This is a genomic window from Sorangium sp. KYC3313, assembly GCF_052075895.1.
In the GTDB taxonomy this organism is placed as follows: Bacteria; Myxococcota_A; Polyangia; order Polyangiales; family Polyangiaceae; genus Sorangium; species Sorangium cellulosum_B.
The window spans coordinates 8,395,825-8,417,908 of sequence record NZ_CP197255.1 but is presented as its reverse complement, the minus strand read 5'-3'; the positions used below and the strand labels follow the sequence as shown (position 1 = coordinate 8,417,908).

Below are 22,084 nucleotides of genomic sequence, written 5' to 3'. Positions count from 1 at the left end.
GGCGCCGTCGGATAGGCTGGCGGTCGCCGCAGAGACGCACTAGCTGTGCGTCGCAATGATTCGACGCGCACTGATTTCGGTATCCGACAAGACGGGATTGCTCCCGCTGGCCAGGCGGCTCGCGGAGAAGGGCGTGGAGATCCTATCGACCGGGGGGACGCAGCGGGCGCTCGCGGACGCCGGCGTGCCGGTCATCGGGGTGGAGGCCTATACCGGCTCTCCCGAGGTCATGGATGGCCGGGTGAAGACGCTCCATCCGCGGGTGCACGGCGGCATCCTGATGCGCGGCGCGATCGACGACGAGGACCTCGCGCGGCTCGGCGGGGCGCCGATCGATCTCGTCGTGTGCAATCTCTATCCCTTCGAGGCGACCGTCCGGAAGCCGGGGGTCACGCACCCCGAGATCATCGAGAACATCGATATCGGCGGGCCGTCGATGGTGCGGAGCGCGGCCAAGAACCACGCGCGCGTCGCGGTGGTGGTCGATCCGGCCGACTACGATGCTGTGCTCGCCGAGATCGACAGGCAAGGTGAGGTGTCGAGCGCCACCCGCCGCCGCCTCGCCACCAAGGCGTTTGCGCACACGGCGGCCTACGACGGGATGGTGTCCGGTTACCTCTCCTCGCTCCCCGAGGAGGGTGAGCCGAACGCCGCGGAGCGCGAGGCTTATCCGCGCTTCCTCACGCTCGCCCTCGAGCGGGCCTATCCGCTCCGGTACGGCGAGAACCCGCACCAGTCCGGCGCGTTCTATCGCGAGCGGGGCGCGGCCGCGGGGTCGCTCGCGCTGGCGGAGTCGCTGGGCGCGGGCGGCAAGGAGCTCTCGTTCAACAACCTCGTCGACGTGGACGCCGCGTTCGAGGCGGTGCGCGAGCTCGCGCTGCCTGCCGCGGTCGTCGTGAAGCACACGAACCCGTGCGGCGTCGCGACCGGCGACAGCCTCGCGGCCGCCTACCGGACGGCGCGCGACGCGGACGCCGTGAGCGCCTTCGGTGGGATCGTGGCCCTGAACCGCGAGGTCGACCGCGCCGCCGCCGAGGTGCTCGTCGAGACGTTCCTGGAGTGCGTGGTCGCCCCCGCCTACACGCCAGAGGCGCTGGAGGTGCTCCGGACCAAGAAGAACCTCCGGCTGCTCGCGACCGGCGCGCTCCTGCCCGCGGAACACCGGGAGCTGACATTCAAGCGCGTCGGCGGCGGCCTGGTGGTCCAGGAGCGAGATGCCTCGGCGGCCGGCGAGGTGCGCGGCGGTCGGGTCGTGACGAAGCGTGCGCCGACGGAGAAGGAGCTCGAGGCGCTCGATCTCGGCTGGCGCGTCTGCAAGCACGTGAAATCCAACGCGATTGTGCTCGCGATCCCGGGGAGGACGGTCGGGATCGGCGCCGGACAGATGTCGCGGGTCGAGAGCGTACGCATCGCCTGCAGCAAGGCGGGCGAGCGGGCTCGCGGGAGCGTCCTCGCGTCGGACGCATTCTTCCCGTTCCCGGACAACGTGGTGCTCGCCGCGGAGCACGGGATCACGGCGGTCGCGCAGCCAGGCGGCAGCGTGAAGGACGCGGAGGTCATCGCCGCGGCGGACGCGGCGGGGATCGCGATGGTGTTCACCGGGGCCCGGCACTTCCGTCACTGAGCTGGCCTGGCGCCGGGGTCCCGTCGCTGAACCGGCCTCGCGCCTCCCTCCCGGGACGCGCGCTCCCGCTCCCTCGCGCCGGAAGGGTGCGTCGCGCTCGCAGAAAAGTTGACCTTTGCGCCTTGACTGTGATGATGGTCAGCGCTGCGCCTGGGCAAAGCGCTGTGCGCTGTGCGCGGCGCGAAGGAGCGAGCTGTGGGCGGAATCAGCGAGACGTGCAGCGTGTGCGGGACCGGATTCGAGGTCCAGTTCCGGTACCAGATGGAGGAGAAGGACGGCGGCTTCTCCTTCTTCTGCTCGCAGAAATGCCTGGAAAAGAGCCAAGTCGGCGGGCAGGACGGCGCCGCGCTCGCCACGTGCGACGCGTGCGCGAAGCGGTTTCCGCCGGATCTCGTGTCCCAGGTGCTCTACGTCGCCGGGCGCCGGCACTACGCGTGCTCGCTGGGGTGCCGGACGCAGCTGGTCCGTGAGGCGAAGGGGGTGCGGCTCGGCGAGATCGCGGCGGCGGCCGCGGCGCCGGCCGAGGGAGCAACGCCGACCGGTGACGAGGCGCCGCTGGCAGGAGGCGGGTCGCGCTCCGCCGTGGCGGCAGGCGAGCCGGCGCCGCCGGCGGCTCGGGCGAGCGCCCAGGGCGAGGCGGCGGGGCGGGCCGCGCCGGCCGTTGCGCCGGTCGCGTCTGCCGCTCGCCCGGCGGAGCCCAAAGGGCAGGGCGCGGTCGCGGTGCCCCTGTCGCCGGCGGGGGGCGCGAAGCGGCCGGCGCAGCCGCCGCAGCGCCCGGCCGGGGTGCCCCGCTGCCTGGCCGTGTTCAACCACAAGGGCGGTACGGGCAAGACGACGACGGCCGTGAGCGTGGCGGCCGGGCTCGCGGCGTGCGACAAGCGGGTGCTCCTCGTCGACACCGACGCGCAGGGGAACGTCTCTGTCTCGCTCGGCGCGGGCGCGGAGCGGTCGCTCTATCACGTGCTCGTGATGGGGCTCCGGGTCGCGGACGCGACCAAGACGGTGCGTCCGAACCTGGATCTCCTGCCGTCCAACGAGACGCTCGCCGCCGCAGAGCTCTACCTGGCAGGGCGCCAGAACCGCGACCGCGTGCTCTCGGATCGCCTCTCCGCAGCGGCGGCCGAGTACGATTACGTGGTGCTCGATTGCTCGCCGAGCCTGTCGTTGATGAACCAGAACGCGCTGGTGTTCGCCGACAGCGTGCTCGTCCCGGTCGCGTGCGACTACCTGTCGCTCGTCGGCGTCCGGCAGGTGATCAAGACGGTGAAGAACGTGAACGCGCTGCTGCATCACCCGGTGCAGATCTGGGGCGTGCTGCCGACCTTCTACGACGGCCGCGCGAAGATCGCGCGCGAGGCGGTGAGCACGATGAAGCAGCACTTCGGGGAGCGCTGCCTCGCGCCGATCCGGCAGGCGATCAAGGTCAAGGAGGCGCCCGCGCAAGGGCAGACGATCTTCGAGTACGCGTCGGGAACCCCTGCCGCGGACGACTACCTCGCGGTGGTCGACCGCATCATCGAGAGCCGCGCGCGCAGCACGGTGGGCTCCGAGGCAGGGGCAGCGCGCGACGGGACAGCGCGGAGCGTCGACCGGGGGGACGCGGCCACAGAGCGGTCGGGCGCTGCGGCGGCGGGGGCGTGAAGGGACCCGCGGATGCGGGGTTTCGCTGAATGATGGGCCCGCAGTCGCGGAGCCTCGACCGGGCAGGGGAGCTGGAGGAAGCAATGAAAAGCGAAGGCGATCTCGGGGGCGCCGCGCGGGCGCTGCTCAATCGCGACGAAGTGGAAGGTGTTTTGTCCGGGGCGTTCTATACGTCCGCGGAAGCGCCTCGCGTGCGCGGGAAGGCCCGGACGAGCGGCGCCGCATCCGAGCCGGGTGCTGCGCCGGCGCCCGACAGACCGCAGCACTACAAGGTCATCTGTATCTCGATGTACACCGAGGATCTCGAGCGGCTGGACGAGATGGTCAGCTCGCTCAAGGCGCGCGGGATGACCAAGGCCAACAGGAGCGCGCTGATCCGGCATGCGCTCTCCCAGGTGGACCTCGACAAGATCCCGAAGGGGATTTAATCCCTTCTTCCAGGGCGACTTCGACAGGACGCAGCGCGCGACGTCCGCATTTCCATCCTCGTGCGGCGTGCGCCGCGGGCTCCAGGGGGCCCTGAGCGGTGCCGTGGGGGGCCTGCGGGCCGGCCGGCTTTCCCGGGAGCCGGCGATCGGGGGAGGGCCCCTGCACAGGCGCCGGCGCTCACGGCGTCGTGGCGCAGCGCCTCGTCCCCCGGCCGCCTCGCCGCGGGCATGCGGCGTGCTTCACGTGCTAGAGTCGAGGCCTACCAGAGAGGGAACATGGACCAGAACTACGTAGGATACGGGAGCCGCTCGTCGGTGCTCCGCGCCGGTGCCGAGTCGCGCGAGCGCTTCATCGTTCGAACGTACAACCACCTGTTCGGTGCGATCATCCTCTTCGCTGCGATCGAGGTCGCGCTGTTCAAGACCGGCGTCGCCTCGGTCATCGCCAGGGCGATGATGGGCACGAGCTGGCTGCTGGTTCTCGGGGCGTTCATGCTCGTGAGCTGGCTGGCCAGCCGCGCGGCGCACACGTCGGTATCGAAGCCGGCGCAGTACGCCGCGCTCGGCGGCTTCGTGCTCGCCCAGGCGATCGTCTTCGTGCCGCTGCTCTACATCGCGGACATGGTCGCTCCTGGCGCGATCCAGAGCGCTGGGCTCGCCACGATGGCCGGCTTCGCCGGGCTCACCGCGATCGCGTTCGTGACCCGCAAGGATTTCTCGTTCCTTGGGGCTCTCCTGCGCTGGGGCGCCATCTGCGCGCTCGTCCTCATCGCGGCAGGCGCGCTGTTCGGCTTCCAGCTCGGCACCTTCTTCAGCGTCGCCATGGTCGCGTTCGCTGGGGCCGCCATCCTGTACGACACGTCGAACATCCTGCACCACTTCCCCGAGGATCGGTACGTCGGCGCCGCGCTCGAGCTCTTCGCGTCGGTCGCCCTGCTGTTCTGGCATGTGCTCCGCCTCTTCATCAGCTCCCGCAACTGAGCGGGGCGCACCCGCTTCGGATACGGGCCCACCTCGGCGTTTTCGGTGCTCGGCGTACAAGAGTACGCCTGTGCGCCGAAAACGCCGATCTGGGCCCGTCTCCTGTGCGGGTGCACCCCGCTCGGGCGGCGGCCGTTGCGGAGAAGACTTGGGGGGCGGCCGTTGCGGAGAAGACTTGGGGGGCGGCCGTTGCGGGGAAGACTTGGGGGCCGCCGTTGCGGGGAAGACTTGGGGGGGCGTCAGGAGCCGAAGAGAGATTGTAGCGCTCTTGTCAGCGAGAAGAGCATGAGAGCTGTCAGGGCGAGGATGCCCGCCAGCGCCAGGAACAGGCCGGCGTAGAAACGAAGATCGGAGGGCGGCGCGCCGCCCTGCGTCCGCGCTGCGAGGTGGGCGCGCAGCAGGTCGAGGTTGCGCGCGTTCGCCTTGTAGGTCGCGTCGAAGAGATCGCCGACGAGAGGGACCGTGCCGAGCAGCGTCTCGAGACCCACGTTGAGCACCATGCGCAGCACCGCGGAGGCAGGGAGACGGTAACGCGTCGCCGCGAGCACGATGTAAATCGAGAGCGCGAAACCGATGAGATCGCCGACCCCCGGGATCAACCCGATCACGGCGTCGTAGCCGACCCGATAATCGATTCCAGGGATACGGATGGAGTTGTCCAGAAAGTGCCCGAGCGCGTTCAAGCGTTTCAGGCGCTCGTCCTCGAGATCAACGGCCATGAGCGGGGCGAGGGGCGGCGCGGGCACGGCGGACCCATCTCTGCGAAGCGGGGGAGACATCCCTTGCAGTTTACTTCTCGCCCCCTCCAGCGGCGACTCAAGAGCGACCGCGGGGCGGCGTCGCAGGGACACGCGGCACGGCGGGCGAGGATCGGGCAGGAGCACGCCGCCTCGGGAGGGGGCCGTGCGCGGGCGGGCGCCGCCGCCATTGCGGCGACGGGGCTGTGATCCATGCTGGCGCCTGCCATGCCGAGCCCGCGCGCCCTGGTTCGCAGCTCCGGAGCGCGCCGAGCGCTGCTCGGCCTCGCCAGCGCGCTGCTCGGGACGCTCGGCGGAGGCGCGGCGCGCGCGCAGGGAAGGTACGAATCCGCGCTCCTCGGCGGGCGATCGGCGCTGCTGGGGGGCACGGGGGTCGTGCTGGGCGTCGACGGCGCCGCGCCCTTCCTGAACCCGGCCACGATCGTCCGCATCGAGGACCGGAACATCGCGTTCTCGTCGGCGTTCTTCCGCTACGCGCACCGCACACTGCAACGGTGGCACCAGCCAGGGCCGGTCGACCCCGGCCTGTACGGCGATCTCCGGCTCGATCGCACGTCGGTGAGCGATCATGGGCTGGACAGCCTGCCTGACGCGACATGCTACTTCTTCAACTGGAAGCCCGGCGCACGAGGCGCGGATTCGACGCGGGTGCCGGTCGGCCGCCAGGTCGTCGCCGCCTGCCTCGGCAAGACGGAGGAGAACGAGTTCGGGTTCGACGCGCTGCGATTCTCGGGGGAGTCCGCCTCGCGGCGCGTGAGCCAGGCGCAGACGCTCCGCTACGCGTGGGGTCGCTTCAGCGCCGGTCCTTCGTGGAGCTACAGCGCCACCTCGCGCCTCGCCGTGGGCGCCTCGCTCTCGCTCGTGCGCACCCGCTACACGAGCTCGCTCGGCGTCGCCAGCCTCGTGGAGGACACCGGCGCGGGCTCGGCGAGCAGCGCGACCTACCAGGCCGCGCTCTCGGGCGACTCATGGGACCTGCTCGCGCACCTCGGCGTCACGTACCGGCTGAACCGGGTGTTCTCGGCCGGGATCAGCCTGCGGACGCCCAGCGTTCACGCCGTCGGCTCCCTGGACGCGAGCTACGTCGACACGCGCGCCGACGGGACGGCGGCGGCGCGCTACTGGGCCGGTGAAGGGGAGTTCGTGGCCCCCTCTCCAGCCCGCGTCGCGGTCGGCGCGAGCGCGGAGTGGAGCAGGCTGCGGCTGGAGCTCGACGGCTTCTTCTACATGGGCCAGCGCGAGTTCGCGCGGATCTCCGCCGATCGTGAGGAGATCGCGATCGCCGGGGGCGCGGTGACGAGCCGGGCGCGGGGCCGCCTCGACATCGTCGAGGCGGCGGCGCCCATCGTCAACGTCGGGCTCGGCGCCGAGGTGTTCCTCACGCGCGACCTCAGCCTCGTGGGCGGCGTCGCCTCCGATTTCAACGCGCTGTCGAGCCTGCGAGGCCCCATGTCCGCCGAGTCGAAGCTCTTCTTCGAGCGGATGAGCGGCGCCCACGCGTCGCTCGGGTTGGTCTCCTATACCCGGTACGGCGACCTCGTGTTCGGCGCGCGCCTCGATTACGCCGCCGGGCAGATGGCGGCCGTCAACGCGTTCGCGTCGCCGGTGCGGCTGGATCCCATCGACTGCAGCGAGATCGGCGCGACCCTGGTGCTCGCCGGGAGGATCAGCCTGCGCACCGTGGAGGACGTGGCGCGCGAGATCGGCGACGCCGTGGAGGGCTCGGCCGCCGCGCCCCCCGAGCGGACCAGGCCGAGGGAGCCGATGCGGGCGCCTGCTCGAGAAGATTGAGCGGGGCCGCGGCGCTCACGCCGCCCCGGCGTCCCGCGGGCGTACCCCGGCGCGCTCCGCGAGGGCCTCGGCCTCCGCGAGCGCCTCGGTCTCCGCGAGGGCCTCGGCCCCGGCGAGCGCCTCGGCGTCGCCTTGCTCGCTCAGGCGTTCGAACGCCGCGAGCGCCGCCGGCGCGATCGCCGAGAGCCAGCGCCGGCTCGCGGCGTCGAGCCGGAGCTCCTCGCGGAGCCGCTCCACCTCGCCAGCGCCCGCGGTGCCCGGGCTCGCCGCCGCGCGGCACACGTCGGCGAGCAGCTCGTCGCGCGCGTTGAGCGGCAGGTCCGCGTCCCGCTCGGTGAGGCGCGCCGCCCCGGCGATGTCGCCCTCCCGCGCCCGCAGCGCCAGCGCCACCCGCAGCCTGGCCCTCTCCAGGAACGGGTACGACGCATACCGCTCCGCGAGCAGCGCCATCTCGGCGCGCGCGTCGGCGCTCCGGCCCATCGCCGCGAACACGAACGCGCGCTCGGCCAGGAGCGCAGGCAGCAGGATGTCCGCCGCCATCGCGCGCGCCGCCTCGGTGTTCAGCCGCGCGAGCCCCGCCTCGCACGCCGCGAGCGCCGCGAGCAGCTCCCCTTGCCGGTCCGACAGCTCGGCGAGCGCGAGGTACGCCTGCGCCGCGGCCGCGGGCGCCCTGGTCCGCGTGAGGGCCTCGAGCTCGGCCTTCCCGCGCTGCGCCTCGCCCTTCGCGATCGCGACCTTGGCGGCCACGAAGCGCTGCGAGAGCTTGCGCGTGCGCACCGCGTTCACCAGCACCGCGCCGACGAGCATCACGATGAAGAGGATGGGAAACGCCAGGACGATCGCGAGCGGTCCGAAGATCGGCTCCGCTGGCAGACGCTCGACCTCGGGCGCCACCGTCGGCGCCTGATCGGAGTTCAAGAGCTGCCACACCCCCAGGAACACCATCACCAGGGCCAACCACAGAAGCAACATGCGGCGTGCCGCCTTCGCCACCGGCTGGCGGTTGCTCCCGGCGCGCCCCTCCGCCGCGGCGCGCGCGGAGGCGTCGGTGCGGTCCACCTCCGCGCGCGACAGCTCCTCCACCCCGCCCGCCGCCAGCGCGGGGGCGCGCATGAACGGCGCCGCCTCGGGCGAGATGCGCGCCGCCCAGTCCGCCGCCGAGAGCTCGCCTCCGGCCTCCGGCTCCCGCTTCGCGCCGGTGCGGTAGACCGAGCTCGCCTTCGCCTTCAGCATGCGCTGGTACGCCCGGACGAGGGCGCGCTCGCGCGGGCGCGTGTGCTCGACGAGGAGGCTGCGCTCGCGGAGCAGGTGCGCCCGCAGCGCCTCCCTGTCGCCCGAGCGCTCCAGGAGCACCGCGGCCGCGAGCTCCGCGCGGGCGAGCACCTCGGGCGACGCGAGGGCGCTCGCGCGCACGGTCTCGATGTCGGCCGCGGCGCCGTCGCGATCGCCCGTCGAGGCGCGGAGCAGGGCCCTCAGCGAGCGCGCCGCGGCGATCGTCGCGTGCTCCAGGTGAAAGGCGAGCGGGTCGGTGCGGCGGGTCACCGCGGCGTCGGCGCGGACGAGCGCGCCCGCGAGATCGCCGCGCTGCATGGCGGCGAGCGCGCGCTGGACGTCGATGACGCGCAGGACGTAGCGCGAGCGGCACGTCGCTTCCGCGTAGTCGAGCAGCTCGGCGGCGTCCTCGCGCTGGCCGGACGCCGCGAGGTTGTGCGCCTTGTTGACGACCTGCACGGCGACGCTCATCGCGCGGGTGCGGAGCCCGATCGCTGTGATGAGCGCGCCGGCCATCCCGAACGGCAGCCCGGCCGCGACGCTGCCGAGCCCCGTCGCGCTCACGCCCGCGCCCAGCACCGCCATCACCCCGCCGAGCGCGATCTGCCGGTTCGCCATGCGGCGCGCCGCGTGCGGTGTGATCCCGAACCTTGCAGGCAGCTCTCTCGCCATCGCGCGAGCGTAAGAGACCGCCGGCCGAGCGGGCCAGCAGATCTCGCGGGTACGGCGTGGCCCTACCGGAGCCCGCGCCTCGTCGCGCCCGCGCCGTGAGCTCCGTCCGCCGCGCGCGCGACCGCGCGACCGCGTCCGCCGCGCGCTAGGGCAGGGGCGCCGGCGGGTCGATCGGCTCGACGCGCACCCGCTCCTCGTAGAGCGCGCCGCCCTCGCCGATGTCCGTGATGCGCGCGGCGATCAGCGCGTTGGCGCAGCGGCCGTCCCGGAGGTGGCCTCCCTTCGGGAGGAGCGCGACGTCGCGGCGCTGGGCAGGATCGTGGCGGAGCAGCGCCGTCATGGCGCCGACGCGCGACGTGATCCGGCAGGCGCCGCCGTCGGGCACGCCGCCGGCCGCGTCCGGGTGGACCGTGACGACGGCCGGACCGTGCTGGGGTCGCGCCCACTGCGACGACTGGGACTTCTCGGTGGAGAGCGCCATGAGCAGCAGCGGGAATTCGCTCGCGCCGGGATCCACGCGCTCCTCGGGCGCCTCGGTGATGAGGTTGACCCGGCCGCTCGGGGTCGGGAACTTGCGGTCCTCGAACAGCACCTTCGGCGCCAGCGGGTTGCGCACCGGCCCGCGCTCCAGCGTCTCGAGCGTGACGCCGAGCGGCGCGAGCCTGGGCTCGGTGACCCGCCGCTTCCAGTCGCGGGCGCTGCCGTCGAGCGCGCCGCCGAGGCCCACGCGCCGCGCTAGGGCCTGCATGATCTCGAGATCGGCCTTCACCCCGGCCGGGGGCGGGACCACGGGCGTGGCGACGCCGAGGTAATGGTGGCCGTACGCGCCGACCACGTCGTCCGCCTCGAGGAGCGTCGTCGTGGGCAGCACGAGGTGGGCGACCCGCGCCGTGTCCGTGAGGAAGGAGTCGACCACGACGACGAGCTCGCGCGTCCGGAGCGCCTCCGCGACGGTGTCGGACTCGGGCAGCATGGCGACCGGGTTGCCCGCGGTCACCCAGACGGCGCGGATCGGCGGGTCGCTCATCCCGAGCACCTCGCGCCCGAGCAGGGGCTCGCAGACGGTGCGGGGCGCCGGGCGCTCGCCCTCGAAGGGCGAGAGGTCGAACGCGCCGCGCCGCTTGAAATAGAACGAGACGCCGCCGCCCGGGACGCCGAGGTTCCCGCTCACGGCCCCCAGCGCGTCGAGGGCGCGCACGATCGCGCCGCCCGTGGTGCGCCGGCCCATGCCCCAGCCCACGAGGATCGCCGTGGGCCTCTCGGCGAGGCGGCGCGCGAGGTCCAGGGCCGCGCGCTCGGGCACGTCGGCCTCGCGGCACCACGCGGCGACCGAGCTCCGGCGCGCGAGCGCGCGGAAGGCGTCGAGGTGATCGCAGTAGTCCGCGGCGCGCGGATCGGCCCACCCCTCGTCGAAGAGCACGCGGGCGACGGCCATCGCGAGCGCGAAGTCGCCGCCGGGGCGCGGCTGGTAGAACGCGCCGCAGAGCGACGCCGTCCTGTGGTGCACCGGATCGATGAGCACGAGCTCCGCGCCGCGCGCCTTCGCCTCGCGCAGCACCGGGAGCGTGTGAGGGCTCGAGGTGAAGACGTTCTTGCCCCAGAGGAGGATGTGCCGGGCATTGAGCAGATCGGCGAGGTCATGGCTGTCCTCCTCCCCGAAATCGGCGAGCTGCGCGGCGTCGCCCGCGCCGGAGCAGATGTCGCCGCGCTTGACCGTGACCGGCCCGAACCGCGCGAAGAACGCGTCGGCGATCCCCGTGAGCATCCCGAGCGAGCCGCCGCTCCGGTAATGGAAGATCGCGGCCGGGCCCGACTCGCGCCGGATCGTGAGGAGCTGCTCGGCCGCGGTGTCGAGCGCTTCCTCCCACGACACGGGCGTGAGCTCGCCGCCCTTGCGGAGCAGCGGCGTCGTCAGCCGCTCGGGCGAGTACTGGGTCTCCAGGAAGCGCGACGTGCGGTAGCAGAGGAAGCCCCGCGTGATCGGGTGGTCCGGGTCGCCGCCGAGGCGCACGACGCGGCCGTCCTCCACGGTGGCCACGATGCCGCAGGCGTCGGGGCAGTCGCGGTTACAGGTCGTCTTGCGGAGCTCCTGCATGGCGGCAGCGTAGATCGGGCCTGCGGGGCGGTACACCCGCCGCGCCCCCCGGATGTCCGTCCGGACCTGGCCGGGCCTCCGCGCCGCGCCGGGGCGGCTCCGCGCGCCGGATCAATCGGCCGCGAGCCGCTCGGGCGCGTACTCCCGCGAGTCGTCGCCCGAGACCTCCTGGGCGATCGCCCGCAGCTGCTCGTAGCGCTCGCGCAGGAGCGACCACAGCCGATCGCGGATGTCCCTCGAGTCGAGCCGCTCCGGCGGGCGGGTGTTGCTGAGCAGCCACTTCGCGGTGCTGTTCAGCTGGGTCAGCTCCTCCCTGGTGATCGGGATCCGGCTCTGCACGTGGCTCCACCGGTCCAGGATGAGGTTGGTGATGGTGGCGGTCGCGCTCGCGGGATCGCCGGCGACGAGCGCGCGCCGGACGATGCCGAAGGTCTCCGGGACGATGCTGCGCGGGAAGTACACCTCGGCCGTGGCGAGCGTCGGGCGCAGCGCCCCGTAGAGCAGATCGAGCTGCTCGACGACCTCGATCGGCGGCGCGCTCTCGGGCTGCATCCGCGTCACCGCGTAGTCGAGCGCCATCGCGAGCTCCGGCAAGCTGCGGATCGCGTCGAAGCGGGACTTCGGCAGCCGGCGCCGGTGGCGCGCCGGATCGCGCGTGACGGACTGCACCGCGCGCCGGACGATCGCGAGCACCCCGCTCGCGTCGCCGCGAAAGGCCTGCACGTTGGCCGCGGGCAGGTCGCTCGCCGGCATCGCGTACCGCTCGTAGCGCTCCCGATCCAGGCTCTCGTCGCCCCGGGCCCGCGGGTCGGCCTGCAGCGGCGCGGCGCCGGGCGAGGCCGCTGCGGCCCGCTCCGGGCCTGCCTGCCGCGGCGCTCCGGCGCCGGCCGGCTCTCCTGGAGACGGCGCCGCCGCGTCCCGCCTCGTCTCTCCCGGACCAGGCACCGGCCCGGATGTCGTGCTCTGGGCGGTGCTCTCGGCCTCGAGCGGTGTGGACCGGCGCGCTGGATCCCGCAGCGCCTCGAGGTCGTCTCGCGCACGCGTCATCTCGGCCATCGTACGTAAGTCGGCACTTCGGCACAAGATCCGCAGGCGCTCGAGCGCGCTCGCGCGGGGCTCCGGTCTGCAGCGTCCATGGCGCGCCCGCAGGCGCCGCCTCGCCCACCGGTGTCATCGCGTCCCGCAAGCGTCACCCTCCACACACACGAGCGGAGGGGTGGCCCGCGATGGATCCCGCCGCATTCCGCGTGGATCACGCGTCGATCGCGTCCCAGAAGGTGCGCAGATCGTCCGAGAGCGGCGCCTCGATGCGCACGCGTTCGCCTGTCATCGGGTGCGTGAGCTCCAGGAGCGCGGCGTGGAGGGCGTGACGGTCGAGCTCGAGCGCGCGGCGGTCGTCGTCGGTGAGCACGCCGTCGGCGCCGCGCGCGAACATGCCCTCGTCCGGGCCGTAGAGCTTGTCGCCGACGAGCGGAAGGCCGCTCGCCGCGAGGTGGACGCGGATCTGGTGCTGCCGGCCGGTCTCGAGCGTGCAGCGGACGAGCGCGTAGCGCCGGCCGGTGAGGGGATCGGCGCGGCGGCCCAGCACCTCGCACGCGGTGGCCGACGCGAGGCCGCGGCCCGGCGGCGCGACCCGCATCTTGACCTTGTAGCGGCTCGCGTCGTCGAGCTCGAGCGGCAGCTCGACCCGGAACGTATCGCGCTCGGGCCAGCCCCAGGCGATCGCGGCGTAGCGCTTGACGACGCCGGTCCGCTCCTCGAACTGCGCCTTCACGGTCCGGTCGGCCTCGGGCGTGCGGCAGAGCAGCAGCACGCCGCTCGTCTCCCGGTCGAGCCGGTGGGCCAGGAACAGCCGCTCGTCGGGGCGCGCGGCCTCCATCATCTTGATCACGGTGCTCTTGTGGTACCGCGCCGTGGGGTGCACCGGCAGGCCCGCCGGCTTGTCGATGGCGAGCAGCGCGTCGTCCTCGTGGAGGACCGGGATCGGGGTGTCGGGCGCCTGCTCGTCCCACGGCTCGCGCCAGAGGAGGATGCACTGCTCCGGCCGGACGCGATCGCTGCCGCGCAGGCGCCGCGCCTCGGGCGAGTAGGCGCCGCGGGAGACGATCTCGGCGGCGCGCGTGCGGCTCGTCCGCTTGAGCTGGGTCTGCACGAACCGGTCGAGCCGCATGCCGGCCGATTCCGGCGGCACGCGCAGCACGGTGACGACCGACCCCTCCGGCACCTCCGCGGGGCGCACCACCGGCGTGCCGCGGCCGAAGGGGCCGCTCGTGCCGGCGAGCTCTCGCGCGCTGATCCTGGTCATGGGTCGAGCCGGCCTTCGCCTTTAGCAAAAGCGCCGGCCTGCGGCGCGGAAAAGGGGCGGCGCGCGCCCGCGCGCCGTTCGCCGGGTTTACTGGGGGACGAGGATCTCGCAGGGGAAGTCGAACGAGATCTCCCGCGCGTCCTTGAGCTGCTCGCAGGCGTCGCCGACGAGGGTGAGCTGGGTGGCGCTCTCCATCGTCCAGCCGTTCTGCGCGTCGTAGGGCACGGGCGTGCCGTCGAGGAGCACCTGGCCGAGCGACGCGTTGCGGAGGTCGACCTCGATCGAGCCCTGGAGGTCGAACGTGCAGCTCTTGACGCCGGCGATGGCCGCGTCGAGCTCGTCCTCCAGGGAGGACGCGTCGGTGGGATCCGGCGTGTAGTACGTGGCGGTGCCGCCGGCGTCGGCGTACGTGCCTGCGCCGACGAAGCAGTCCGCGTCCGTGCCGCTCCCGGGCCGCTCGACCGGCTGGCCCGCGCCGGCGTTCGCCACGTCCTGCAGGTGCTGCGCGAGCGCGCCCGACCCGAGGCCGAAGACGAACGTGCCGATGCCCTGCTCGTAGGCGTCCTGCACCGCGCCGACGACGTCGTCGCGCGCGCACTCGGCCCGCACGTCGTCGCAGCGATCGGGCTCGCCGTCGGTGACGAACAGGATGTACTTGGGGCCGGGCTCCGGGAACGCGAGGAGCTCCGGGACGACCGTCTCGTTGAACGTCATGGCGGTGGGCGTCTCGAGCTTGCCCGGCGGCACGGTGGAGGCCTCTTCGTAGGCGGCCGCGATGGCGGCGTGGTGGTTGAGGGCGATGCCGTCGGCCCCCGCGAGCAGCGGGCACTGCTGGTTGGCGGTCCCGGTGAACGTCAGGAAGCCGAACCGCACCCTGTCCTGCAGCCTGTCGACGACGCTGAGCACCGCGGTCTTGAGCGGATCCCAGAAGCCGCTGCCGTACATGCTGCCCGAGCGATCGACGACGATCATCACGGTCGGCGTCTGCGGCTCGAACGTGATGTCGAGCTGCTGGCATGCGCCGCCGCCGCCGCCGCCCGTGCCGCTCGAGCCGTGCGAGCCGGCGAAGTCGAGCCCGGAGCCGCCTTCTCCGGAGCCGGAGCTCGAAGCGGGGCCGGGGTCGGCGCCGCCCGCGCCGCCGCCGCCATGGCCACCGATGCCGCCGGAGCCCTGGGACGAACCGTCGCCGTCGTTCTTGCCGCCACAGTTCACGGCGACGCCGGTGGCGAGGAGGGCGAAGAGCAAGGAAAGCCTGCGAAAATTAAGGGTGCTGCTCATGGAGAAACGATACACAGGCCAGGACGGCGCGTCTGCGCCATGCAGGCCCCAGGAAGAAGGCACCTGGAGGTAGCGCAGCATGCAGATGTGCCTGCGCGGGCCGATCCCGAAGTGAAAAATCATACAGATCTGCCTGCTGGAGCACGAGAAAAAGTAATCCAGCATGCAATGTTGAGTGCGATCGGACCTTCCGGGTGAGGTCGAGCAGCCAGCGCTGCCTGCGGCGCCGGTTCAGCGCGTGCCGCCGGCATGGCGCCGGGGCTCGCGGCGCTCTTCGACCGTGGGTCCCGCGGGCAGGGGAGGTCGTGCACGAGGAGGAGGGACCTCGCGAGGGGATCGCGAGGGCGTGCCGCCGGCCGTGCGAGCGCCCGCCTGTGGGTTCGGAAGCCGCGCTGTGCGCGCCCCGGTTCGTGCTACACACGGCGCCCGCATGGACATCCTCTTCGCTGCGTCCGAGATCGCGCCCATCGTCAAGGTCGGCGGCCTGGCCGACGTCGTGTCGTCGCTCTCGAAGGCGCTCCGGTTGCTCGGGCACAAGGTGACGATCGCGCTGCCGCGCTACCAGGCGCTCGACTCGAGCGGACTGATGATGGCGCGCCGCCTCACCCCAATGCCGCTCGAGGTCGATGCGAAGGTGTCGCCGGGCGGGCCGATCCAGGTGACGCTCTTCGACGGGCGGCTCAGCACGGGCGTGGAGCTCGTCGTCCTCGACGTACCAGGCTTCCACGATCGGCCCGGCATCTACGGCGAGGAGGGGCGCGACTACGAGGACAACGCGCGCCGGTTCTCCCTGTTCTCCCGCGCCGTCGTGGAGCTCGTCCGCCAGCGCGCCCGGTCGGGCTCGCCGTTCGATATCGTCCACGCCCACGACTGGCCGACGGCCATGGTGCCGTACCTGCTCCGCCACCAGCCGTCCGCGCCTGGCCGGACCGTGCTGACCCTCCACAACGTCGCGCACCAGGGCCTCTTCCCGAAGGACGCGCTCCCGTACCTCGGCCTCGACGACGACCACTTCCGGCCCGAGCGGCTCGAGTTCTACGGCCAGCTCAACTTCCTCAAGGGCGGCATCCTGGCCGCGGACGCGCTCACCACCGTCTCGACCACCTACGCGAACGAGATCCTCACGCCGAAGCAAGGCGAGCGCCTCGACGGCGTGCTCCGCACCCGGGCGAACCAGCTGTCCGGCATCGTCAACGGCATCGACTACGCCGTCTGGAACCCGATGACCGATCCGGCCATCATCGCCCGCTACGACGCGGAGGACGTGAGCAACAAGGGCCGCTGCAAGAGCGCGCTCCTCCAGGAGCTCGGGCTCGAGATCCGGCCGGATCGCCCGCTCCTCGTGTCCATCGGCAGGGTGGTCGCGCAGAAGGGCAGCGACCTGCTCGCGAACGCCATGCCGAAGATCCTGAAGGGCGACGTCAGCGTCGTCGTGGCCGGCGAGGGCGACGCCGAGCTCATGGAGAAGCTCTCCGCCGCCGCGGCCAAGGCGCCCGAGCGGGCGAAGTTCCTCGGCGGGGTGAGCGAGGCCGTTGTGCACCGGCTCATGGCCGCGGCCGACCTCGTGGTCGTGCCGTCGCGCTTCGAGCCGTGCGGCCTCGTGCAGCTGTACGCGCAACGCTACGGCGCTGCCCCGGTGGCGTGCAGGACCGGCGGCCTCGTCGACACGATCGTCGACATCGACGCCGCCCTGGAGACCGGCACGGGGTTCCTGTTCGACAAGCCGACGGCCACGTCGCTGCTCGGCGGCGTGCAGCGCGCCCTCGCGGCCCTCACGTCGCCCCGCTGGCCCGCGGTCCAGCGCCGCATCATGCGCCTCGACCTCGGCTGGGACCGCCCCGCGCGCCGCTACGTCCAGGTCTACCGCCAGGCCCTCGCCAGCTGAGCAACCGCGCCGCCGCCGAGCCCCGCGCGCGGTCGCGAGGCGCTGCGCGCGGAACGGAAGCGGCTCGGCGCGCCGCGTGAAGGTGCGGCCCGACCGAGATCAGGCGCCCTCCGCGCGACAACGTGTCGCATTGGCGCGGGGCAGGAGCCGCGCCTATAGGTGCGGCCGTGCTGGCCAGAGCCGTCTCCGGAGTGGTGCTCCTGCTGTCGCTCGCGGCGCACCCGAGGGCCGCGCACGCGTCGGCCTGCTGCGGTGCGGGGCACGGCATGGCCCAGTGGCTCGCTCCCTCGGAGCGCGCCGCGGCGAGCTTCTCCGTCCGGCTCACCGAGCAGCTCGGGGCGTGGGCGGTGGACGGAGGCTTCGACGCGTCCGGCGAGGGCGTCTACCACCGCGAGCTGAGGGCCGAGGCCGGGTGGCTGGTGCGGGCCGGGGATCACCTCCAGCTCGCCGTCTCCGTCCCGATGATGGTCACCTGGAGCGGGGTGGGGCTCGGCGCCGCGTCGTCCGGCGGCGGGCCGGGTGACCTGGGCGCGGCGGCCAGGATCGACCTCATCGAGGGCGCGGCGTCGCCGTGGATCCCGTCCGCCGCGTTCACGCTCGGCGTGACGCTCCCGACCGGGCGCGGCCCGAGCACCGGGACGGCGCCGCTCGACGCCGGCGTGAGCGGCGCGACCGGCGCCCGCGTGATGGGCGCCGACATCACGGGCGCCGACACGACCGGCCTCGGGGTGGCCGAGATCCGGCCGGGGATGGTCTTCGAGAAGTCGTGGGGCTCGTTCCACGCGCTGCTCGCCGCCTCGATAAGCGTCCGCACCAGCTACCGTCTCCCCGACGGCGACGCGGCGCGGTCCGCGCCCCGCGTGCAGATCCTCGCCGCCGCGGGGCCCTCGTGGCCCTCCGGCGCCTCGCTCACCGTGGGCGCGCTCCACGAGCGCGAGGGCGCGCCGCGCGAGGATGAGCCTGGCCCGGGCCCGCGCAATCCCATGGGGAAGGAGCGCGCGCGGACGGCGCTGCTCGCCGTGCTGGCCCACGACGTCGGCGCGCGCTGGACCGCCGTCGGCAACCTCCAGGTGGACGTGCCGATCTCCGGGATCGGCCGCAACGAGGGCGCGTTCGCCGCCCTGTCCGCAGGCCTTCGCTACGTGTGGGGAAGACGTGATTGAACCTCGTGAACAGCCTTCGCCGAAGTCACCTCCCAGGCGCCGCTGGGCGGGCGCCTGCGCCGCCCTCGTCGCGGCGCTCGCCGTCCTCTCGCCGGTGGGCTGCGGATCCCGGGACGTGGAGCCGGACGACGGCCACCGGCTGGACGTCGGCGCGAACGGGCGCATCGAGTTCGCTGTGGAGTCGACCGAGCCGATCAAGCGAGGCTTCAACACCTTCCACGTGCGGCTCACCTGGACCGACTCGCGGGACCCGGCGCAGCGGATGAAGCTCCGCTGCTACGCCAGCATGACGGGCATGGGGCACGGGTCTGTGCACGAGGGCGCGGAGATCGAGCCCGGCCTGTACGAGGTCGCCGACGTGCCCTTCGGGATGGGGGGCCTCTGGGACGTGCAATGCCGGGCCCTGACCTCGTCCCTCGTCGACGAGGCGGTATTCGAGTTCGACGTCCACTAGGCTCACCCCTCGTGCGAGCCCCTACAGAACGCTCCGTGCGAGCCCTCCCAGTGCCGACACGTCACCCCCACGGCGGGCCAGGCGCGCGGCGGCGCGGCCCCCTCTCGTCCTGCGCGGCGCCGCTGCTCTCGGTCGCGGCGCTGCTCTCGGTCACGGCGCTCTCCGCGCCGGCCTCGGCCAACGGCCGCTTCCCGGCCGCGGGCTTGATCGCGTCGCACCCGAGCGACCCGTCGCGCCTCATGGTCCGCGCGACCTACGGCCTGCTCGCCACGCACGACGGCGGCGAGCGCTGGCGCTGGATCTGCGAGCCGGTCGTCGGCTTCGGCGGGAACGAGGATCCGATGCTCGCCGTCCTCGCCGACGGGACGATCGTCGCCGGGGTCTTCGACGGCCTCAGCGCGTCGAAGAACGGCGGCTGCGACTGGTCGTTCGCCCAGGGCGATCTGATGAACCGCTACGTCATCGATCTCTCGGCCGATCGCGAGGACCCTTCCCGTGCCGTGCTCGTCGTCAGCATGGGGCTCGGGGCGGGTCAGTTCCTGACCCAGCTCTGGGAGACGAGCGACAACGCGGACAGCTGGACGCAGGCGGGCGTCGATCTGCCCGAGGACTTCCTCGCCCACACGGTCGACGCTGCCCCCTCGGACCGCGCGCGCGTCTACGTGAGTGGCCGCTACGGCGCGCCCGACTACGCCGGGGCCCTCCAGCGCACCGACGATCGCGGCGCGACCTGGGAGCGGCTCGACATCCCGGGGAGCGACGACATGCGCCTGCCGTTCCTGGGCGCGGTCGATCCCGTCGACCCCGACGTCGTCTACGTGCGGCTCGACGGCGATCCGACCGACGCGCTGCTCGTCTCGAAGGACGGAGGGCGCAGCTTCACCACCGCCTTCGAGAGCGCCGGCGACCTCCTCGGCTTCGCGCTCTCGCCGGACGGCGCGACCGTGATCGTGGGCGGGCCCCAGGACGGAATCTGGCGCGCGCCGGCCGCGTCGCTCGAGTTCGAGAAGATCTCGGACGTCGGCGCGCGGTGCTTGACCTGGACCGCCGCGGCGCTCTTCGCCTGCGGCGACGAGTTCGCCGACGGCTTCACGGTGGGCCGATCGATCGACGAGGGCGAGAGCTTCTCCGCGCTGCTGCACCTCGACGGGCTCTGCGGGCCGATCGAGTGCGCGCCGGAGAGCGGCGCGACATCGACCTGCGCTCCGCTGTGGGGTGCGACGGCGCTCACCATCGGCTCTCAGCAGTGCGACGGCGCCGCAGCGACCGGCAGCGGCGGCGGGGGATCCGAGCCGCCGCCAACGGAGGCGCCGGACGGGTGCGGGTGCAAGATCGACGCGGCAGGCGCGGGGCGGGGCGAGGACGCCGCGCCGCCCGCCAGCGGCGCGATCTGGCTCGCGCTCGCGGCGGGCCTCGCGAGCGCGCGGCGGCGCTGTCGCGCTCGCTGGCGCGGCGACGCAGGCGAGCGCGATGGCGCAGGCGTGCAGGCGAGCGCGACATAACCGCTTATGGAAGGGCGCTCGCGTGGCGCAGGGAGAGGGGTACGGACGGAGAGGGCGGACCGACTCGGCGCCGTCCGCGGGGGCGCCGGACGGGCAAGCCGCCGCCGGTTCGTTTCTGGATCTACGTCCTCGTGGGCTGGCGTAGACTGAGGGAGCCGCGGCTCCGGCCAGCGCGTGAATGGCCCCTAGAGACCTTCCCAGATCGCCGCTCGCCGTCTTCCTGCGCGCTCACAGCGCGGAGATCCTGGAGGCGTGGGAGCGCGCCGAGCGTCGCCGTGCGCCGGGCGAGCAGTCCCCCGGCTACATCGCGCTGCGCGAGGAGCTGCCCTCCATCTTCGCGCGCCTCGCCGAGCGCCTCGAGGCGGCCGTGGCCGCCGCGGCCGCGCCGCCGGGCGACCAGGAGCAGGACGCGTGGAGCGGCGTCGAGTCGGTGTCGGTCGAGTTCCCCGAGCCGCTGCTCGGCTTCCGCGTGCTCGACAAGCTCCGCGACGGGTTCGAGCTGGAGGACGTGGCCGCCCAGTACTCGGTGCTGCGCCGCTGCGTGCTCCGGATGCTCGAGCGGACAGGCACGCGGCCGTCGTGGGTCGAGATGACGATCCTGCACGAGGTGCTCGATCAGGTGATCATCGATCCGGCGACGCGGAGCGCCGCGCTCCGCGAGCGCGCGCTCGGCGCGCTCGATCGCGTCTCGGCCGAGGGCATGGGCAACGTGCACATCGATCGGCTGCTGCGGCGGCTCGTCGAGGTGCTCGTCGAGTCGGCGCGGTCGGTCGACTGGGCGGTGATGCTGCTGCTCGAGGGCGAGGTGCTGCGGATCCGCGCCGGCATCGGCGTCGATGAGGCGCTGTGGGGCCTGCGCGCCTACAGGCTGGCGGAGGGCTTCGTCGGGCGCGTGGTCCGCGAGCGGCGCCCGGTGGCGCTGCGCTCGGCGGCGCCGGATCCGCTGGCCACCGACGCCGGGGGCGGCGCGGCGGGGCCGGAGTCGGGGGCGCAGAGCGAGCGCCCGAGCGACGCGCTCCACGCGCTCTACGGCGTGCCGATGCTCTCGGAGGGCCGCCTCGTCGGCGTCACGGTCGTGAGCTCCCGCCGCGTGCCGGAGTTCTCCGAGGGGGACCGGCTGCTCTTCAAGAAGGCGGCCGAGCGCGCGGCCGCGCTCGCGACCCAGGCCCAGCTACGCGAGCAGCTCGCCGCGGAGCGCGGCCGGTTCGAGGCGACGATCCAGCGGCTCCCGGTCGGCGTGGTCGTCGCGGAGGGGACGTCGGGCGCCGTCGCGCTCAACAACCGGCGGTTCGCGGAGATCGTCCGCGGCCCCGAGGAGACCCCGAGCAACGCGCCGCTGCGGACGCTGCTCAACGAGACCGACGACGACCAGCGCGCGCGCTGGCTGCTCCACCGGGCGCTGCACGGCGGCGAGACGGTCTCCCGCGACGAGATGGAGTTCGTCCGCGCGGACGGAGAGCGCCGCCTCGGGAGCTTCAGCGTGGCCCCCGTGCGTGACGCCGAGGGGCGCATCACCGCGGCCGTGATGACGGTCGAGGACGTGACCGAGCTCAGGAAGGCCGAGCGCGCGCGGCAGATCCTGAACGACGCGAGCGCGCTGATGGCGGAGTCGCTCGATCACGACGGGACGATCGAGCAGGTGGTGCGCCTCGGCGGCGAGCGCTTCGCGGACCTCTGCGCGCTCGATCTCGACGACGGCGGCGCCCCGCGGCTCGTCGCGTCCGCGCGCCTGCCCGAGGCGCGGGCGCTCCTGCCGAGGCTGCTCAAGCACCCGCCGCTGCTGCTCGGCGACGCCGCCTCGCTGGCCGAGGCGACGGCCCGCAGGGAGGCCACGCTGATCCCGCTGGTCACCGATCCGTGGCTGCAGCGGATCGCCCGCGGGCCGGAGCACCTCTCGGCGCTGCGAGAGCTCGGCGCCCGCTCGGCGATCCTCGTGCCGCTCGCGGCGCGCGGCCGCAAGCTCGGCCTGCTGAGCCTCTGGACCGTGGAGCGCGAGCTCCGGCAAGACGACACGGGCGTGGCCGCGGAGCTCGGGCGCTTCGCGTCGCTGGCCATCGAGAGCGCGCGGCTGCACGGCGAGGCGGCGCGATCGAGGTGACGCCGCCCGTGGGCCTCGGGACGTGACGCGCGTGCCTCGGGCGCGCTCGGAGGGCCACGCCCGCTGCCGGCGTCGGGCTGTGCCTGCCTGCCCTCGTGGTCCGCGTCGGGGCGAGCTCGGCGGATCGCCGGAGCGAG

16 protein-coding genes are annotated in these 22,084 nt (G+C 73.4%); 10 read left to right on the top strand and 6 right to left on the bottom strand.

Going from position 1 to position 22,084, the window contains the following annotated elements:
• Nucleotides 1-55 precede the first annotated feature (55 nt).
• The 4 genes from purH to ACSRUE_RS32055 all read left to right on the top strand — a co-directional run bounded on the left by purH (nucleotide 56) and on the right by ACSRUE_RS32055 (nucleotide 4,674).
• A complete protein-coding gene (purH, locus tag ACSRUE_RS32070) occupies nucleotides 56-1,624 on the top strand; it encodes a bifunctional phosphoribosylaminoimidazolecarboxamide formyltransferase/IMP cyclohydrolase (protein ID WP_441286913.1) in 1,569 nt (522 codons plus the stop codon).
• 195 nt (nucleotides 1,625-1,819) lie between these two features.
• A complete protein-coding gene (locus tag ACSRUE_RS32065; RefSeq protein WP_441286912.1) occupies nucleotides 1,820-3,265 on the top strand; it encodes a ParA family protein in 1,446 nt (481 codons plus the stop codon).
• Nucleotides 3,266-3,294: 29 nt separating this feature from the next.
• Nucleotides 3,295-3,693 carry a hypothetical protein gene (locus tag ACSRUE_RS32060; protein ID WP_441286911.1) on the top strand — a complete coding sequence of 133 codons (399 nt, stop codon included), beginning with the start codon at nucleotides 3,295-3,297 and terminating at the stop codon, nucleotides 3,691-3,693.
• Nucleotides 3,694-3,969: 276 nt separating this feature from the next.
• Nucleotides 3,970-4,674 carry a Bax inhibitor-1/YccA family protein gene (locus tag ACSRUE_RS32055; RefSeq protein ID WP_441286910.1) on the top strand — a complete coding sequence of 235 codons (705 nt, stop codon included), beginning with the start codon at nucleotides 3,970-3,972 and terminating at the stop codon, nucleotides 4,672-4,674.
• 239 nt (nucleotides 4,675-4,913) lie between these two features.
• On the opposite strand, the gene ACSRUE_RS32050 is transcribed toward ACSRUE_RS32055, so the two are convergent.
• Nucleotides 4,914-5,558, bottom strand: coding sequence for a DUF4112 domain-containing protein (locus tag ACSRUE_RS32050; protein ID WP_441286909.1), 645 nt, complete (start codon nucleotides 5,556-5,558; stop codon nucleotides 4,914-4,916).
• A 66-nt stretch (nucleotides 5,559-5,624) separates the two neighbouring features.
• Here ACSRUE_RS32050 and ACSRUE_RS32045 point away from each other — a divergent pair, with 66 nt between their 5' ends.
• A complete protein-coding gene (locus ACSRUE_RS32045) occupies nucleotides 5,625-7,223 on the top strand; it encodes a hypothetical protein (protein ID WP_441286908.1) in 1,599 nt (532 codons plus the stop codon).
• Nucleotides 7,224-7,238: 15 nt separating this feature from the next.
• On the opposite strand, the gene ACSRUE_RS32040 is transcribed toward ACSRUE_RS32045, so the two are convergent.
• The 5 genes from ACSRUE_RS32040 to ACSRUE_RS32020 form a co-directional block, all read right to left on the bottom strand.
• Nucleotides 7,239-9,167, bottom strand: coding sequence for a hypothetical protein (locus tag ACSRUE_RS32040; RefSeq protein ID WP_441286907.1), 1,929 nt, complete (start codon nucleotides 9,165-9,167; stop codon nucleotides 7,239-7,241).
• 145 nt (nucleotides 9,168-9,312) lie between these two features.
• On the bottom strand, nucleotides 9,313-11,262 hold the full coding sequence (locus tag ACSRUE_RS32035; protein ID WP_441286906.1) for a molybdopterin-dependent oxidoreductase: 1,950 nt from the start codon (nucleotides 11,260-11,262) through the stop codon (nucleotides 9,313-9,315).
• Nucleotides 11,263-11,373: 111 nt separating this feature from the next.
• Nucleotides 11,374-12,309: a hypothetical protein gene (locus ACSRUE_RS32030; RefSeq protein WP_441286905.1), complete on the bottom strand. Its 936-nt coding sequence runs from the start codon at nucleotides 12,307-12,309 to the stop codon at nucleotides 11,374-11,376.
• A 205-nt stretch (nucleotides 12,310-12,514) separates the two neighbouring features.
• Nucleotides 12,515-13,567: an RluA family pseudouridine synthase gene (locus ACSRUE_RS32025; protein ID WP_437944246.1), complete on the bottom strand. Its 1,053-nt coding sequence runs from the start codon at nucleotides 13,565-13,567 to the stop codon at nucleotides 12,515-12,517.
• Between the two features lie 87 nt (nucleotides 13,568-13,654).
• Nucleotides 13,655-14,845 (bottom strand): vWA domain-containing protein, encoded by a 1,191-nt coding sequence (locus ACSRUE_RS32020; protein ID WP_437944247.1) that lies wholly within the window; start codon nucleotides 14,843-14,845, stop codon nucleotides 13,655-13,657.
• A 430-nt stretch (nucleotides 14,846-15,275) separates the two neighbouring features.
• Between ACSRUE_RS32020 and glgA the strand changes: the two genes are divergently transcribed.
• The 5 genes from glgA (at nucleotide 15,276) to ACSRUE_RS31995 (ending at nucleotide 21,947) form a co-directional block, all read left to right on the top strand.
• Nucleotides 15,276-16,730 carry a glycogen synthase GlgA gene (gene glgA / locus ACSRUE_RS32015; protein ID WP_437944248.1) on the top strand — a complete coding sequence of 485 codons (1,455 nt, stop codon included), beginning with the start codon at nucleotides 15,276-15,278 and terminating at the stop codon, nucleotides 16,728-16,730.
• A 167-nt stretch (nucleotides 16,731-16,897) separates the two neighbouring features.
• Nucleotides 16,898-17,893 (top strand): hypothetical protein, encoded by a 996-nt coding sequence (locus ACSRUE_RS32010; RefSeq protein WP_437944249.1) that lies wholly within the window; start codon nucleotides 16,898-16,900, stop codon nucleotides 17,891-17,893.
• Nucleotides 17,886-18,347 (top strand): FixH family protein, encoded by a 462-nt coding sequence (locus ACSRUE_RS32005; protein WP_437944251.1) that lies wholly within the window; start codon nucleotides 17,886-17,888, stop codon nucleotides 18,345-18,347. The genes ACSRUE_RS32010 and ACSRUE_RS32005 overlap by 8 nt, the downstream gene beginning before the upstream one ends.
• 50 nt (nucleotides 18,348-18,397) lie before the next feature.
• A complete protein-coding gene (locus tag ACSRUE_RS32000) occupies nucleotides 18,398-19,849 on the top strand; it encodes a WD40/YVTN/BNR-like repeat-containing protein (RefSeq protein ID WP_441286904.1) in 1,452 nt (483 codons plus the stop codon).
• Nucleotides 19,850-20,027: 178 nt separating this feature from the next.
• Nucleotides 20,028-21,947, top strand: coding sequence for a GAF domain-containing protein (locus tag ACSRUE_RS31995; protein WP_441286903.1), 1,920 nt, complete (start codon nucleotides 20,028-20,030; stop codon nucleotides 21,945-21,947).
• Nucleotides 21,948-22,084 lie beyond the last annotated feature (137 nt).

Coding starts and splice junctions, on each gene's coding strand:
- ACSRUE_RS32055 (WP_441286910.1), top strand. CDS start 3,970: ATGGACCAGAACTACGTAGGATACGGGAGCCGCTCGTCGGTGCTCCGC.
- glgA (WP_437944248.1), top strand. CDS start 15,276: ATGGACATCCTCTTCGCTGCGTCCGAGATCGCGCCCATCGTCAAGGTC.
- ACSRUE_RS32030 (WP_441286905.1), bottom strand. CDS start 12,309: ATGACGCGTGCGCGAGACGACCTCGAGGCGCTGCGGGATCCAGCGCGC.
- purH (WP_441286913.1), top strand. CDS start 56: ATGATTCGACGCGCACTGATTTCGGTATCCGACAAGACGGGATTGCTC.
- ACSRUE_RS32040 (WP_441286907.1), bottom strand. CDS start 9,167: ATGGCGAGAGAGCTGCCTGCAAGGTTCGGGATCACACCGCACGCGGCG.
- ACSRUE_RS32045 (WP_441286908.1), top strand. CDS start 5,625: ATGCTGGCGCCTGCCATGCCGAGCCCGCGCGCCCTGGTTCGCAGCTCC.
- ACSRUE_RS32025 (WP_437944246.1), bottom strand. CDS start 13,567: ATGACCAGGATCAGCGCGCGAGAGCTCGCCGGCACGAGCGGCCCCTTC.
- ACSRUE_RS31995 (WP_441286903.1), top strand. CDS start 20,028: ATGGCCCCTAGAGACCTTCCCAGATCGCCGCTCGCCGTCTTCCTGCGC.
- ACSRUE_RS32060 (WP_441286911.1), top strand. CDS start 3,295: ATGATGGGCCCGCAGTCGCGGAGCCTCGACCGGGCAGGGGAGCTGGAG.
- ACSRUE_RS32020 (WP_437944247.1), bottom strand. CDS start 14,845: ATGAGCAGCACCCTTAATTTTCGCAGGCTTTCCTTGCTCTTCGCCCTC.
- ACSRUE_RS32035 (WP_441286906.1), bottom strand. CDS start 11,262: ATGCAGGAGCTCCGCAAGACGACCTGTAACCGCGACTGCCCCGACGCC.